At 54.6% G+C, this 14,243-nt stretch carries 15 protein-coding genes; 9 read left to right on the top strand and 6 right to left on the bottom strand.

What is annotated here, in order from left to right:
* Positions 1–32: 32 nt before the first annotated feature.
* The 6 genes from ACQG11_RS08745 to ACQG11_RS08720 are packed head-to-tail and all read right to left on the bottom strand — an operon-like array spanning position 33 to position 5,852.
* A complete protein-coding gene (locus ACQG11_RS08745) occupies positions 33–482 on the bottom strand; it encodes a phage tail protein (RefSeq protein ID WP_426728308.1) in 450 nt (149 codons plus the stop codon).
* An 11-nt stretch (positions 483–493) separates the two neighbouring features.
* A complete protein-coding gene (locus ACQG11_RS08740) occupies positions 494–3,649 on the bottom strand; it encodes a phage tail tape measure protein (RefSeq protein WP_426728307.1) in 3,156 nt (1,051 codons plus the stop codon).
* Positions 3,650–3,724: a GpE family phage tail protein gene (locus ACQG11_RS08735; RefSeq protein ID WP_326490683.1), complete on the bottom strand. Its 75-nt coding sequence runs from the start codon at positions 3,722–3,724 to the stop codon at positions 3,650–3,652.
* A 50-nt stretch (positions 3,725–3,774) separates the two neighbouring features.
* Positions 3,775–4,113 carry a phage tail assembly protein gene (locus tag ACQG11_RS08730; RefSeq protein WP_001514743.1) on the bottom strand — a complete coding sequence of 113 codons (339 nt, stop codon included), beginning with the start codon at positions 4,111–4,113 and terminating at the stop codon, positions 3,775–3,777.
* A 14-nt stretch (positions 4,114–4,127) separates the two neighbouring features.
* Positions 4,128–4,643: a phage major tail tube protein gene (locus tag ACQG11_RS08725; RefSeq protein WP_001514744.1), complete on the bottom strand. Its 516-nt coding sequence runs from the start codon at positions 4,641–4,643 to the stop codon at positions 4,128–4,130.
* Between the two features lie 12 nt (positions 4,644–4,655).
* Positions 4,656–5,852 (bottom strand): phage tail sheath subtilisin-like domain-containing protein, encoded by a 1,197-nt coding sequence (locus tag ACQG11_RS08720; protein ID WP_016155241.1) that lies wholly within the window; start codon positions 5,850–5,852, stop codon positions 4,656–4,658.
* Positions 5,853–6,013: 161 nt separating this feature from the next.
* Here ACQG11_RS08720 and ACQG11_RS08715 point away from each other — a divergent pair, with 161 nt between their 5' ends.
* From ACQG11_RS08715 to ACQG11_RS08675, 9 genes are all read left to right on the top strand, one after another.
* Positions 6,014–7,141 (top strand): phage late control D family protein, encoded by a 1,128-nt coding sequence (locus tag ACQG11_RS08715; protein ID WP_181239940.1) that lies wholly within the window; start codon positions 6,014–6,016, stop codon positions 7,139–7,141.
* Positions 7,142–7,187: 46 nt separating this feature from the next.
* Positions 7,188–7,430 carry an ogr/Delta-like zinc finger family protein gene (locus tag ACQG11_RS08710; protein ID WP_016155243.1) on the top strand — a complete coding sequence of 81 codons (243 nt, stop codon included), beginning with the start codon at positions 7,188–7,190 and terminating at the stop codon, positions 7,428–7,430.
* 101 nt (positions 7,431–7,531) lie between these two features.
* Positions 7,532–7,864 carry a zinc ribbon domain-containing protein gene (locus tag ACQG11_RS08705; protein WP_016155244.1) on the top strand — a complete coding sequence of 111 codons (333 nt, stop codon included), beginning with the start codon at positions 7,532–7,534 and terminating at the stop codon, positions 7,862–7,864.
* A gap of 8 nt (positions 7,865–7,872) precedes the next feature.
* Positions 7,873–8,505, top strand: a complete 633-nt coding sequence (locus ACQG11_RS08700; RefSeq protein ID WP_016155245.1) for a type VI secretion system-associated protein TagO — start codon at positions 7,873–7,875, stop codon at positions 8,503–8,505.
* Between the two features lie 244 nt (positions 8,506–8,749).
* On the top strand, positions 8,750–9,634 hold the full coding sequence (gene fieF / locus ACQG11_RS08695; protein ID WP_023298903.1) for a CDF family cation-efflux transporter FieF: 885 nt from the start codon (positions 8,750–8,752) through the stop codon (positions 9,632–9,634).
* 184 nt (positions 9,635–9,818) lie between these two features.
* Positions 9,819–10,781, top strand: a complete 963-nt coding sequence (gene pfkA, locus ACQG11_RS08690; protein ID WP_003862009.1) for a 6-phosphofructokinase — start codon at positions 9,819–9,821, stop codon at positions 10,779–10,781.
* Positions 10,782–10,989: 208 nt separating this feature from the next.
* Positions 10,990–11,979, top strand: coding sequence for a sulfate ABC transporter substrate-binding protein (locus ACQG11_RS08685; RefSeq protein ID WP_023298902.1), 990 nt, complete (start codon positions 10,990–10,992; stop codon positions 11,977–11,979).
* A gap of 111 nt (positions 11,980–12,090) precedes the next feature.
* Complete coding sequence (locus ACQG11_RS08680) at positions 12,091–12,834, top strand: CDP-diacylglycerol diphosphatase (RefSeq protein ID WP_023307189.1); 744 nt, start codon at positions 12,091–12,093, stop codon at positions 12,832–12,834.
* Between the two features lie 73 nt (positions 12,835–12,907).
* Complete coding sequence (locus ACQG11_RS08675) at positions 12,908–14,212, top strand: SLC13 family permease (protein WP_426728306.1); 1,305 nt, start codon at positions 12,908–12,910, stop codon at positions 14,210–14,212.
* The last annotated feature ends 31 nt before the right edge of the window (positions 14,213–14,243 follow it).

Below are 14,243 nucleotides of genomic sequence, written 5' to 3'. Positions count from 1 at the left end.
AACAATGAACGTGTTGGCCATAAAAAATAAAGTTAGAAATTCACCCCCGCTTTCACCATAGACAGCACATCATTGTTGGTAATTTCCGCCAGCTTCTCCCTGATATCCTCGCTGACCTTTTTCAGGCTGAGGGTAAAATCAATCTTCCGCGCTTTCCCATCCTGAAAGAACTCAGTGCGATTCTGGGTTAACCCGTCGATCACATACATACCGTAAATCTTGCCGGTACCTTCAATCAGGGGCCAGGCTCTGCCGGTGTATGCCATTGTCTCCAGCGTAGTGAGCGACACGTCGCCGCCGCTGATTTCCGGGTACAGCGTACCGGATAGCGTGATCGGCTCTTCATCCGGGCCTATGTACTGATAGCGCGGGGATTTCCCCACGCGATCGTTTTTGACGTGTCGCCATGTATTCGACTGGTTCGACGTCTGGTAGGGCGTCGTTTGCAGCGCAAACGGAAACATGCCCAATATCATCATCATGGCTTTGCCCCTTATTCGTGGTCGGTCAGTTGCGAGCGTTTGCGCCGTGCGGCCTGCTGCTGGGCAACGGTGAACTCTTCGCGGATGCGCTGGACAAGTTTTTGTTCATCCATCTGGCCCGCGTCGTTGATGTTGATTTCAAAGTTAAACACGTCGCCGCCAGGCATCAGCGCCGCGACGGAAGCCGCAGACGGAACCGCCGACACTGGCGAACGAGCGGCAGGCTGCTGAACGCTGTACGGCAGCACCGAAGAAACGAGCGCGCCAGCCTGCTGTTGCATCCATGCGGTGAGTGATGGCACCTGCCGCTGAACCTGTTGCACCGGTTCGGCGTACCCGCCACGGATAGGAATGTACGGCTGTTTATTTTTGAAGACGATTTCACCGGGGCCGTCTTTCTTCTCTGCCGTGTTGCTGGCGATTTTATCCAGGCTACCGCTGATCTTCGGTGCGAGGTTCGCCGGGCCTTTCAGGTTATTGGCAAGCGCCTGTTGCTGCTGGCTCTGTTCCGTTTTCCGCTTCTGCTCCTTCTTCTCTTCTTCCTTCTTCGATTGCGCGGTGACGGCTTTCAGATCTCCGGCAAGCGTATCCGCCAGCCCGGTGAGCTTCTTCTGCGTGTTGGCTTTCTCAGTGGCGGCTCTTGCTCGCTCAGCGGCATCGGGAATTAAACCCAGCGTTTCGAGTATGTTACTTATCCCGTCGGCGATACCTTGAATTATCGGGGTTAACGCAGATAAAGCGCTACCAACAACCTTGCCGAACGTTTCGCCCATGCTGGTGCATGATTCCAGTGCTTCTGTGGAAAACTGAATTGGCTCTAAAAGTTTGGTGAACCAATCCCAAACCCCGCTGATAGCGGTGCCGATTGAGTCGAAGATTGGAGCTAATGGAGCAAAAGCGGTACTAAATGCCGTGGTTAATGGTTGCAATCCACTCATCAGGCCAGTGTAAAAGCCAGTGAAAAATGCTTTTATTGGCTCCCAGAATTTAATAACGGCGATGGCAGCAGCAGCCAAAGCCATAACCAGTACACCGATCGGGCTTAGCAAAAGTGATAAGCCACCACCTAGCGCCATGAATACGGTGCGCCCCACATTGAGAAGCGTCCCAAATCCAGATGTGGCGAGAGTTCTTAACCCATTACCAAGCCAGGTAAGCGCGGTCATAGGTTGCGTGAATAAAGTAAATAAACCCTGTCCGGTGACAACCGCTGCACGGGAGAGGGTTGTTAATGCCGAGCTTACACCGCTGAATGCTTGTTTACCCAATTGCCCTAAACCGGATGCAGCTGCGCGGAAGATAGAGGGCCAGTCTTTAATGCTGCGCCCAACCCCAGATAGTGACGGGATAAGCCCACGCAGTGAGCCGGTCAGCTTAGTTATTGAGCCTGTCAGTGCCCCTGCTCCACCAGGGCCAGCCAGTGTGGTGAAGCTCAGGCGCACAAGCGCCATCGGGCCGAGTATTGCGCCCAGCGCCAGCATAAGCGAACCCAGTACCGTGAGAATGGCACCGATCGCGGCTACGGTCTTCATGATGGCGGCAACCAGCGCCGGGTTGGCTTCAATCCAGCCCCGGATTGATTGCAGGACGCCGCCGACTGATTTCATGATCGCCATCATTGGCCCGCGCATGGACTCACCCAGCGCACTGAAATTGTTGCCAAACTCCGCTTTGGTTATCTGCCACTGTGATGAGAGTGAATCTTTATCAATATCGGATTCCCGCTTCATGGAGCCTTTAGACGCGGTGCCGTGGGTTAATTCGAGCTGCCTGCGCAGCTCTGGCAGGTTGTTAGCGACTTTGGAAACCGCCATTGCGTATTCGTCTCCAAAGAGCTGAGTAAGCACGTTCATTTGCTTATCTGGTTCCAGCTTTTTGGTGGCTTCCATCACCGCCATAATGGTGCCCATGGCGTCTTTTGCCATGTTCTTCTGCACCTTCTCAGCGCTTAGCCCCAGCGCGTCCAGACCTTCCATAAACCGATCTGGTTGCACCATTGCGTTGCCCAGCTCGCGCACCATCGCTTTAACTGCGGTGCCCGCTGTTTCGGATTGTTCACCAAGGCTCAGGAACGTGGAGCCAAGTGCCGCCGCATTCTGATAGCCGAGCTGATCGGCAGCACCACCCACGCGCTGCAACACGTCGATAATGTCAGAGCCTTTTGATTTGGCGTTATCGTCCAGATAGTTGATGACGTCGCCCAGCTTGCCAATATCCTGAATGGGGATTTTATACAGACCGGCGATTTTGCCCAGGCTTTCCGACAGCTGATCGGCAGGCAGCTCAAACGCCTTTGAGGCCATGGCGGCGGTGTTGGCAAAATCCAGTAGATCCTTCTTCTGCTTCTGCCATGGATCATCGCTGTTAGCCACACCCATACGCGCGCCGCCCTCTACCAGTGCGGCATAGTCAACGGCCCCGTTGGGCATTGGCAGGTTTTCGGCGGCGTCTTTGATAGCGTTTTGCATCTCAGCAAACTGAGCGGTGCGGTTGCCGTCATCATCGCGCAGGCCATTCACCTGTTTGGATACGCCCTTCATGGCATCTTCCAGGCTGCTGTAACTCTTGATGGCGGCTGCTACGGGGGCAAGTACCGCCGCGCCGGTCGCTGCGGTCTTCATGCCTGAACTTTGCAGCTTCTCGCCGGTTTCTTTGGCGCGGGCATAGCGGGCCTGCGCCTGAGTGACAGACTCAAGCCGACGCTGCTGCTCAGTAAGCTGGCGATTGTACTGCGCGGTGCGCTGGCTGATTTGTTCCGTTGCCCGGTTGGTACTGCTGATCGCAATCCCTTCACTGTAGAAGCTGGCGCGCAATTGGTTGAGCTGGGCCTGTTCCGTTTTCTGCTGGGCTGTCAGGTTGCGGATCGCTGCCCGCTGCTGATTGAGGGCGGTAACTTGCTCAGCGCTGCGCTGGCGTAGCGGGCCGAATGCCGCCGCCATTTCACGCGCCTGCGTCTTTGCCTGAGCCAGTTGATCGGTGGTCTTCTTATTGGCTGCGGTCAGTCGGTCAAAGCTGGAAGCATGACGCTCAAGCCCTTTGATGCTGCTTTGCGTCTGCTTGATTTGAGAGGCCAGCGCGGCGGCACTCTGGCGCGCCGCACTGACAGGGCGGGACATATTATTCAGGGCACTGAAAGCAACCTGAATATTTAATTTGCGGTCTGCCATTTATTGATCTCCGCCACTGCGCGCAGCGGCTTGATCACGCCATAACAGAAGTTCCTCTACCGTCATGGCGTCCATCTCCGCTGGTCGCCAGTGGAAAATGACGGCGATATCCGCCATTAAGTTTTCTATGCGTTCGCAGGGGCATCGGATGACGCGCTGCCCGTATCCGTCCCGCTCTGATCCGAAGGTGGCTGCAAAAAATCAACCACCGCATTGGCGAGCTGGCAGAAGTCCCACGTATCCATGCGGGCGATTTCGTCAGCGGTCAGCGCCGGGGCTGTAACGCGCGGCAGCAGAACAACCAGCGCATCATAATTCGACGTCAGAACGTCATAGACTTTTAAGCCACGCAGCGATCCGGCCTGCTTTAAGACTGGCGTGATCGTGATTTCGCTGATTGCCGTCTTACCGCGAACGATAGGCGCATTGAGCGTTACAACTTCTTTACCGGTTACTTTGGTCATGGTGTGTTAATTCCTTATAAGCCAATGTTGGCGCGGTGTTTTTCCATCATGTCAACGCCGCCAACTTTGTAGATCATATTGAGCACATCAACTTCAATGATTTCTTCGCCGTTGATGGTCAGCTTGTAATAGGTATTTTTCAGGGTGTACTTATGGGAAGTATCATCCCCGGTTTTGGACGTGCCCGGATCCATCTCCGTAAAGCGTCCGCGCGTCTGGATTTCAACGGGTACCGCTTCGCCGGTTGAATCATCCTGGTAAGACCCGGCATAGCGCGTTTGCATACCATCGGCGGTGGCGATGCCCCATTTTTTCAGCAGCCCCGCATCCATGCCGCCAAGGGTGATATCCATATCCAGCGCCCCGGCATCAAAGCCGAGATCGACCGCGACAGAACCCGGCATACCACCGGCCTGATAATCCTCTGTTTTGCGGGTTAACTTCGCCGGGGTGATTTCCGGCACCATGCCGAAATAGTTATCCCCGTCAAAGAACATGTTGAAGTATTTAAGTTTTTTAGGCAGAGCCATACGCGCCCCCGGTTAGTTATTCACTGCGCTGGAAAACGTAGCGAAGTATTCATCAGTGAACTCCTGCACCAGGCTGAGATTTTCCAGCGGCGGGACAGGCGTGTAGTTGTATTTGATGGTGAGCTGCCCGTTGCGCAGCGTTTCGCTGGTATTCGGTTCAGGGTCATACCAGCAGCGCGCACCCAGCAGCTTGCCCGCCGTCACATAGGACGTCAGCTTGCGGTTGATACCGTCAACGATATCTTTTACCAGCGACGGGGTGAGCGGCTTATCAACATAGGAGAAGTGAGCCTCTGCCACGGTATCAGCCACAATCTGAGCGGTACGGGTGTAGCTCTCAAAGATGTAGGTTTCTTCGTCGCAGGTACGTGATCCCCAGATGCGATAGCCGTCCTGTTTGATCAGGGTGGTGACGCCTGCTGCGTTCAGCTCGTCCGCATCGGTATCGGTGCCCTGTAGGGTGAAATAGATATCGCGATCCATCCCCAGCACGTTGTTAACCGGAACGTTGGAAATGGTTTTGTGCCAGCCCTGCGTTGCGTCGATTTTGGCGCGCATCCCTACCGCATGAGCACCCACCGGCACGGTGGCGTTTGCTCCCGCGTTGGTATCGTAGCAAATGAAGTTAGGCCAGATGACCATCATTTCACGCTGGGCAAACTGCTCGCGGTATTCCTTTGCCTCTGCAATGGTGTTGCAGCCGTTCGCTGAAACATAAGCAAAGGCGCGCAGCTTCTCCGCCATCACGCCGAGTTGCGCCGCTACTGGCTGAGTATCAAGGCCGGGAACGGCAAGCACACGCGGACGGACGCCAACACGCATCTCCGCCGATAACAGCGCATACATGCCGGTGAAAAGTCCTGTTACCGGGTCGGTGCCACCAATGACCAGTTGATCCTGAGTCGGAGCGGTGCCGGTTTCCGGTGGTGGAATTTTTGACGCATCAGCCACGCGGATCACAATGGTCTGTGGGCTGGTCTGGTCTGAAATGGCTTTCAGGGTGGTGAACAGGGTGCCGGTTTTGCCTGCTTTGCCCAGCATGTTAGCCACGCGGGTAATGAGTACAGGGGTATCCAGCGGGAACGCTTCTTCGTCTGCATCGTCAGCGATACAAACGACGCCGATAACCGCCGAATCAATATCGGTGATCATCGTGCTCAGATCGGTGGTTTCCGTGACGGTTACACCGTGATGGTAATTTGTGGCCATGTAGTTGCCTCGCCAGGTCAATGATTGCCACTTATCATTGCGACAATTGCCAGCCGGTGCGAGAGGTGGGCGTTGTCAGCAGACCGCAACAACAGCCCCGCGTTGTCTGTACGCGCGCGCGTGGCGACGATGGTACCCTCACCAATGAGGGAACCAATAAGATGTTGGATGATGATGCGCGTTATTCGCCCCGCCCGGCGTTCAGTATTCAGATTGAGGGCAAGCAGCTCACCGCGCTGGATGATCGTTTGATCTCGTTGTCGCTGACGGACAACCGGGGATTTGAAGCGGATACGCTTGATCTCACGCTGGATGATTCAGACGGACAGATCGTTATGCCATCGCGTGGAGCGAAGATTTCCGTTTCGCTGGGCTGGGATAATGACCCGCTGATATTTAAAGGGCTGTACACCGTTGATGAGGTTGCGCACCGTGGCCCGCCTGATCAGCTCACCATCAGCGCCCGCAGCGCAGACTTTCGCGACACGTTCAACGTGAAGCGTGAATACTCCTGGCACGATATTACCGTTGGCGATGTGGTTGCCAGTATTGCCAGCCGGTACGACCTGCGCGCCGGGGTGAGTGAGGAACTGGCGAAGATTGAGATCGATCACGCTGACCAAACCAGTGAGTCAGATATCAGTTTTCTCACCAGAATGGCGGATATGCTGGGTGCGGTTGCCACCGTCAAAAACGGCATGTTGCTGTTCATCACGCCGGGGCAGGGCGTAACCCAGAGCGGTAAACCTTTACCGGCGATCAGCATTGTGCGGGCCAGCGGCGACAAGCATAGCTTTAGTATTGCCGATCGTGACGCTTATACCGGCGTTACGGCCTACTGGCTGGATCTGAATTTCGGGAAAAAGCCTGCCACCACAGTACAAACCAACACCAGCAGACGCCGCAGAACAACCCAACCGAAGAAGCCGAAAGAACCCGCCTCAAGCAGCAAGGAAGGGGATTACATGGCAGGCGCGGAAGGTAACGTATTCGTGATCCGCAAGACGTTTAAAACTGAGAAGGCAGCGAAGCGGGCAGCAGCGGCGAAGTGGAGCCAGTTGCAGCGTGGCGCGGCGTCATTCTCCATCACGCTGGCGCGGGGCAGGGCAGATTTGTACCCGGAGCAACCGGCAAGCGTATCGGGCTTTAAGTCCACAATTGATAACGGTTACTGGACTATTACCCGATGTGTGCATGATATCGGCAGCGGCGGCTTTACCACTTCGCTGGAGCTGGAAGTTAAGATCGATGAATGGACGGCTGAGGCGGGTGACGAATCAACGGGTTAAGCGTTATACTTGACGTGATATTAACCAGCCCAGAGGAGGCCCGCGTATGGCAATGCGCTGTCCTCGCTGCCGTGCAGTTGCGAAAACTCGTACCAGTGTAGAGTTGAGTGATTTAGTGCGACGCAGTTATCACCAGTGTCAAAACATGTTGTGCGGCTACTGCTTTACCAGCATGACGCAAATAGACGAATCATTAAACCAGACTCAACCAGTCCCCGGCGCGGTGGTTCCTCAAGATGTTTTCCCGCGAAGTCATCACGGCGAAGATCAGTTATCTCTCACACTATGAAATAACCCGCCTATGTGGCGGGTTAATTTTTATTTATTCAAACAAAATCAACTGATAGGCTTTATGACGGTTATGTAACCATGTCTATGGAGAATAGAAAAATGGCATTAGTAAGCTGCCCGGAATGCAGTAAAGAAATTAGTGATTCAGCGTTTAAGTGTCCGTCATGTGGGCACCAAGTAAGAAAACCGAAGCGCTCTTTTTTTGGCAAGATAGTGAAGTGGGTATTTATCCTGTTCAACATCTTCATGATTTATTGCATTTTTGCTGGGGTTGGCGGCAGTAGTGATGTGATCAATAACGCAGCCTCAGACGCTGAACGGGCCGGGGCTGCAATCGGTACGGGGCTGGGAGTGATGATGCTGGGAACTATCTGGGTTATTGGCGATATCATTATCGGGATGTTTGTTTTTTTGACCCGCCCAAAAGCATAGAGGTGTTTATGAAAAAAATAATAATTTCTATGGCGCTCTGCTTTACGGCTGTTTCAACGGCATATGCAGCGGAAGAGGCTAAGGGTGATTTCGATAAAGATGCTTTGCTGAAATGTCAGTCTGAGGCGAAAAATGATTCCCGTTTAGCCTGTTACGATAAAGTTTTACCGCCGAAGGCATCCGAAGAAGCTAAGCCTGCTGTTGGTGTTGGAAAGTGGCAGGTATCAACAAAATCCTCTCCGGTAGATGATTCGGAGAATGTTTTCGTTAGCCTTTCTGCTAATGAGTCTTTTCGCTCTCAATTCGGTGAGTCAATAACTCCTGATCTGTACATCACTTGCAGAGAGAAGAAAACAGAGCTGTATATCAATTGGGATACATATCTGGGCCTTAATGAAACGCAAATGCTATACCGCCTGGACAAGCAAAAGGCAAAAACGAAAACTTGGAATATATCTAGCGATACCAAAGCGGTCTTTTATCGTGGGAATGTGATCGAGTTCGTTAAGTCTTTAAGCCAGGCTAACGTAATGTTCACTCAGATCACGCCATACAACGAAAGCCCTGTAAGTGCGACGTTTGATCTGGCGGGTCTGTCAGAGGCATTGAAGCCACTTCAAAAAGCGTGCGGATGGAAGTAAAGCGGTGTGCAGCCCCGAAATGCTCGGGGCTTTTTTTGTCGAAGTGTAGTCAAAATGTAGACGAAGATTAGAATAAATCCTTTTATTCCATTGTGTTACTGGCCGGATTTCTTCACCATCCCTGTCTTCCCCCACATGATGTGGGGGTTTTTTTTGCCCATCGTTCAGTGTTGTTAACGCTTTATTCATCCTTTCACTCCACCGCCATCCGTTATACTAGCGCCATGGCATGACAGGAGTGTTTATGAATCAATCCTATGGACGGCTGGTAAGCCGGGCCGCAATAGCCGCGACGGTGACGGCGTCGTGTTTGCTGATCATTAAAATTTTCGCGTGGTGGTACACCGGGTCGGTTAGTATTCTGGCGGCGCTGGTGGATTCACTGGTGGATATTGCCGCCTCGCTGACCAACCTGCTGGTGGTGCGCTATTCGCTGCAACCGGCAGATGAAGAGCATACGTTTGGCCACGGCAAAGCGGAATCGCTGGCCGCGCTGGCACAAAGTATGTTTATTTCTGGCTCCGCGCTTTTCCTGTTTTTGACCGGCATTCAGCATCTTATTTCGCCTTCTCCGATGAACGATCCGGGCGTTGGTGTGGTCGTAACCGTAGTTGCACTTATAAGCACACTTGTTCTTGTAACGTTCCAGCGCTGGGTTGTACGCAAAACACAAAGCCAGGCTGTACGGGCCGATATGCTTCATTATCAGTCTGATGTTATGATGAATGGGGCAATTCTTATTGCGCTCGGTCTGGCCTGGTATGGCTGGCATCGTGCCGATGCGTTGTTTGCGTTAGGGATAGGGATCTATATTTTATACAGCGCGTTGCGGATGGGGTATGACGCGGTACAGTCGCTTCTTGACCGTGCGCTTCCGGATGCAGAACGTGATGAAATTTATGCCATCGTGACCCACTGGCCTGGCGTCAGTGGTGCTCACGATCTTCGTACGCGGCAGTCAGGGCCGACCCGTTTTATTCAGATTCATTTGGAAATGGAAGACAACCTGCCACTGGTTCAGGCGCATATGGTCGCTGAACAGGTGGAGCAGGCGATTTTGCAGCGTTTCCCTGGGTCAGACGTCATTATTCACCAGGATCCGTGCTCTGTCGTCCCCAGGGCGTTTTGAGCTTTCGTAATTCGTTGTAAAAAAGTGAGCCAGACCAGCATTTTGTGGATAAATTACCACCATATGGCCTGACCTGAATCAATTCAGCTGGAAGGGATTGATATACTATTTGCAGTATTCGACGGTTGAACAGTTTCTTCCGGCAGCAGATTTCAATTTTGCATTCCTAAGTTCAGAGGTAGTCATGATTAAGAAAATCGGTGTGTTGACAAGCGGCGGTGATGCGCCGGGCATGAACGCGGCAATCCGTGGGGTTGTCCGTGCAGCGCTGACGGAAGGTCTGGAAGTTTTTGGTATCTATGACGGTTACCTGGGTCTGTATGAAGACCGCATGGTTCAGCTCGACCGCTACAGCGTGTCTGACATGATCAACCGTGGCGGTACTTTCCTCGGTTCCGCGCGCTTCCCGGAATTCCGTGACGAACACATCCGTGAAGTGGCTATCGAAAACATGAAAAAACGGGGTCTGGATGCGCTGGTGGTTATCGGCGGCGACGGCTCGTACATGGGTGCAAAACGTCTGACTGAAATGGGCTTCCCGTGCATCGGCCTGCCTGGCACCATCGACAACGACATCAAAGGCACTGACTACACCATCGGTTACTTCACTGCGCTGGGTACCGTTGTGGAAGCGATTGACCGCCTGCGTGACACCTCTTCCTCTCACCAGCGTATTTCCATTGTTGAAGTGATGGGCCGTTACTGTGGTGACCTGACCCTGGCGGCGGCCATTGCCGGTGGCTGTGAGTTCGTGGTAGTTCCGGAAGTAGAGTTCAGCCGTGAAGATCTGGTCGCAGAGATCAAAGCCGGCATCGCGAAAGGTAAGAAACACGCCATCGTTGCTATCACCGAGCACATCTGTGACGTTGACGAGCTGGCGAAGTACATCGAAACCGAAACCAAACGCGAAACCCGCGCGACCGTTCTGGGTCACATTCAGCGTGGCGGTTCCCCAGGCCCGTACGACCGTATCCTGGCGTCCCGCATGGGTGCGTACGCGATCGAGCTGCTGCTACAGGGCCACGGCGGCCGCTGCGTCGGTATTCAGAACGAGAAACTTGTTCACCATGACATCATCGATGCCATTGAAAACATGAAGCGTCCGTTCAAAGGTGACTGGCTGGACTGCGCGAAAAAACTGTACTGATCGGCTCTGTTGCCCGGTGGCGCTGCGCTTACCGGGCCTACAAAAGCACGGATCGTAGGCCGGGTAAGGCGTAGCCGCCCCCCGGCTTTTTTGTGCCCACGCACTTTTTATTCCTTCACGTTATAGCCAATCTTTTTTTATTCTTTAATCATCGGTTAGCTTTCTGGCACGCTGCATTCATCAAAACACTACACAAGAGAGCCGGGCGATGAATAAATGGGGCGTGGGGTTAACATTATTGCTGGCATCGACCAGCGTTCTGGCAAAGGACATTCAGTTACTGAACGTGTCGTACGATCCGACGCGTGAACTGTACGACCAGTACAACAAAGCTTTTGCGGCGCACTGGAAACAGGAAACCGGCGATAACGTGGTGGTTCGCCAGTCTCACGGCGGTTCAGGTAAGCAGGCGACATCGGTGATCAACGGCATTGAAGCCGATGTGGTTACCCTGGCGCTGGCTTATGACGTAGACGCGATCGCGGAGCGTGGCCGTATCGACAAAAACTGGATCAAGCGCCTGCCGGACAACTCTGCGCCATACACCTCGACCATTGTCTTCCTGGTGCGCAAAGGCAACCCGAAACAGATTAAAGACTGGAACGACCTGATTAAGCCGGGCGTGTCTGTCATCACGCCGAACCCGAAAAGCTCCGGCGGCGCACGCTGGAACTACCTGGCGGCCTGGGGCTACGCCCTGCACCACAACAACGGTGACCAGGCTAAAGCGCAGGAATTCGTGAAAGCGCTGTTTAAAAATGTCGAAGTGCTGGACTCCGGCGCGCGCGGCGCAACTAACACCTTCGTCGAGCGCGGTATCGGCGACGTGCTGATTGCCTGGGAAAACGAAGCCCTGCTGGCGACTAACGAGCTGGGTAAAGACAAATTCGAGATCGTGACCCCGAGCGAATCCATCCTGGCTGAGCCGACCGTCTCCGTCGTCGATAAGGTTGTTGATAAGAAGGGCACCAAAGCGGTGGCGGAAGCCTACCTGAAGTACCTCTACTCACCGGAAGGGCAGGAAATTGCGGCGAAAAACTTCTACCGCCCGCGCGATGAGGCCGTCGCGAAGAAATACGAAAACGCCTTCCCGAAACTGAAGCTGTTCACTATCGATGATGTTTTTGGCGGCTGGACCAAAGCGCAAAAAGAGCACTTCTCTAACGGCGGCACCTTCGACCAGATCAGCAAGCGCTAAGCGTTTTACAAAGAACGACACGGTAACCCGGTGTGAGAAATCCACCGGGTTTTTTATTTGGTCATCATTTTGCGTTACTCTTTTGCCTCTATTGAAAACAGGGAACGCGTTGTGAAAAAAATTATCTTACTGATTCTGATCGTTATCGCCCTTGCCGCAGGCGGCGTGTACTGGATGAAAGCGGGTAATCCGAATGCGTTGCGTCATATCGTTCTCGACCAGTGTGTGCCCAACCAGCTGCATAACCGTAACCCGGCACCGTGTGCGCAGGTGATGCCAGATGCGGGCTACGTGGTGTTCAAGGACCGCAACGGACCGCTGCAATACCTGCTGATGCCCACGTACCGTATTAACGGCACCGAAAGCCCGCTGCTGACTGAGCCTCAGACGCCGAATTTCTTCTGGCTGGCATGGCAGTCTCGTCATTTTATGAGCATGAAACGGGGAGCCGACGTGCCTGACAGCGCTATTTCTCTGACCATCAACTCCCCGACCGGACGCACGCAGAACCATTTTCATATCCACATCTCCTGCCTGCGCCCGGACGTGCGCGAGAAGCTGAACGCGGCGCAGGGGCAAATCAGCACCCAGTGGCTACCGCTTCCGGGCGGGCTGGAAGGGCATGAGTACCTTGCCCGTCGGGTGACGGAGAACGAACTGGTGCAGCGCAGCCCGTTTATGATGCTGGCGGAAGAACTGCCGGAAGCGCGCGACCATATGGGACGCTTCGCGCTGGCGATGGCGCAGCAGTCAGACGGCTCGTTTGTACTGCTGGCGACAGAGCGTAACCTGCTTACCTTTAACCGCGCGTCGGCTGAGGAATTGCAGGATCATCAATGCGATATCCTGAAGTGACCCCACCATAAATAGCGTTTACTCGCCCTGCCTGTCGCCGTAGACTTGCTGAAAAATTCTACAGGAGACAGGTATGTCGCTCTGGTTAACGCATCCTCTGCTGCTTCCCTCGCTGATCGTCGGCGTCACCATCGTGCTGTGGGCGACGTCGCTGTTGCCGGAATTTATCACCGCGCTGCTGTTCTTTACGGCGGCGATGACCGCCAGAATCGCCCCGCCGGAAGTGATCTTTGGCGGCTTCGCCTCGTCTGCCTTCTGGCTGGTGTTCAGCGGCTTTGTGCTGGGCGTGGCGATTCGGAAAACCGGCCTGGCGGACAGGGCCGCCCGGGCGCTGTCGGCAAAGCTTACCGACTCCTGGGTGCTGATGGTGGCAAGCGTTGTGCTGCTGAGCTATGCCCTGGCATTCGTGATGCCGTCGAACATGGGACGTATTGCGCTGCTGATGCCGATTGTCGCCGCGATGGCGAAGCGGGCCTGCATTCCTGATGGCTCGCGGGCCTGGTTTGGCCTGGCGCTGGCGGTCGGGTTTGGCACCTTCCAGCTCTCGGCCACTATTTTGCCCGCTAACGTGCCAAACCTGGTGATGAGCGGCGCGGCGGAGGGCTCATACGGCATCCACCTCAACTATGTCCCGTATCTGCTGCTGCACACGCCGGTGCTGGGTATTCTCAAAGGCCTGATTCTGATTGGCCTGATCTGCTGGCTGTTTCCCGGCAACCCAAAACCGGCGAAGGATCTCGCGCCATCGGAACCGATGGGACGTGACGAAAAACGACTCGCCTGGCTGCTGGCGGTGGTGTTGACGATGTGGGTAACGGAGAGCTGGCACGGCGTGGGCCCAGCGTGGACAGGGCTGGCGGCCTCGGTCATCGTTATGCTGCCGCGCATCGGATTTATCACCGGCGAGGAGTTCTCGGCGGGGGTGAATATGCGCACCTGTATTTACGTCGCGGGTATACTCGGGCTGGCCATTACGGTGACGCAGACCGGTATCGGTGCGGCCGTAGGCGAGGCGTTGCTCCATATCATGCCGCTGGATGCAGACCGCCCGTTTACCAGCTTCCTGGCGCTGACGGGGATCACCACGGCGCTCAACTTCATTATGACCGCCAACGGCGTTCCGGCGCTGTACACCACGCTGGCGCAGAGCTTCTCCGACGCGACCGGTTTCCCGCTGCTGTCGGTGATCATGATTCAGGTGCTGGGGTATTCCACGCCGCTGCTGCCGTATCAGGCGTCGCCGATTGTGGTGGCGATGGGCTTAGGGAAAGTGCCTGCGAAGGCGGGGATGCTGCTCTGCCTGGCGCTGGCGATTGCGACGTATCTGGTGCTGCTGCCGCTGGATTATTTGTGGTTTAGCGTATTAGGACGTTTGTAGTGGTTTTGTAGGGCGGGTTAGCGAAGCGCCA

Source organism: Enterobacter cloacae complex sp. 372C4, from assembly GCF_050030615.1.
Classification (GTDB): domain Bacteria; phylum Pseudomonadota; class Gammaproteobacteria; order Enterobacterales; family Enterobacteriaceae; genus Enterobacter; species Enterobacter intestinihominis.
The sequence above is the reverse complement of the archived record's forward strand: the minus strand, read 5'-3'. Positions and strand labels throughout refer to the sequence as shown.

What these genes read in the sequence shown, in the direction of transcription:
- ACQG11_RS08745 (WP_426728308.1), bottom strand. Translation starts at nt 482, where the DNA reads ATGATGATGATATTGGGCATGTTTCCGTTTGCGCTGCAAACGACGCCC.
- ACQG11_RS08685 (WP_023298902.1), top strand. Translation starts at nt 10,990, where the DNA reads ATGAATAAATGGGGCGTGGGGTTAACATTATTGCTGGCATCGACCAGC.
- ACQG11_RS08705 (WP_016155244.1), top strand. Translation starts at nt 7,532, where the DNA reads ATGGCATTAGTAAGCTGCCCGGAATGCAGTAAAGAAATTAGTGATTCA.
- ACQG11_RS08720 (WP_016155241.1), bottom strand. Translation starts at nt 5,852, where the DNA reads ATGGCCACAAATTACCATCACGGTGTAACCGTCACGGAAACCACCGAT.
- ACQG11_RS08715 (WP_181239940.1), top strand. Translation starts at nt 6,014, where the DNA reads ATGTTGGATGATGATGCGCGTTATTCGCCCCGCCCGGCGTTCAGTATT.
- ACQG11_RS08700 (WP_016155245.1), top strand. Translation starts at nt 7,873, where the DNA reads ATGAAAAAAATAATAATTTCTATGGCGCTCTGCTTTACGGCTGTTTCA.
- ACQG11_RS08740 (WP_426728307.1), bottom strand. Translation starts at nt 3,649, where the DNA reads ATGGCAGACCGCAAATTAAATATTCAGGTTGCTTTCAGTGCCCTGAAT.
- ACQG11_RS08675 (WP_426728306.1), top strand. Translation starts at nt 12,908, where the DNA reads ATGTCGCTCTGGTTAACGCATCCTCTGCTGCTTCCCTCGCTGATCGTC.
- ACQG11_RS08730 (WP_001514743.1), bottom strand. Translation starts at nt 4,113, where the DNA reads ATGACCAAAGTAACCGGTAAAGAAGTTGTAACGCTCAATGCGCCTATC.
- ACQG11_RS08710 (WP_016155243.1), top strand. Translation starts at nt 7,188, where the DNA reads ATGGCAATGCGCTGTCCTCGCTGCCGTGCAGTTGCGAAAACTCGTACC.
- fieF (WP_023298903.1), top strand. Translation starts at nt 8,750, where the DNA reads ATGAATCAATCCTATGGACGGCTGGTAAGCCGGGCCGCAATAGCCGCG.
- ACQG11_RS08725 (WP_001514744.1), bottom strand. Translation starts at nt 4,643, where the DNA reads ATGGCTCTGCCTAAAAAACTTAAATACTTCAACATGTTCTTTGACGGG.
- pfkA (WP_003862009.1), top strand. Translation starts at nt 9,819, where the DNA reads ATGATTAAGAAAATCGGTGTGTTGACAAGCGGCGGTGATGCGCCGGGC.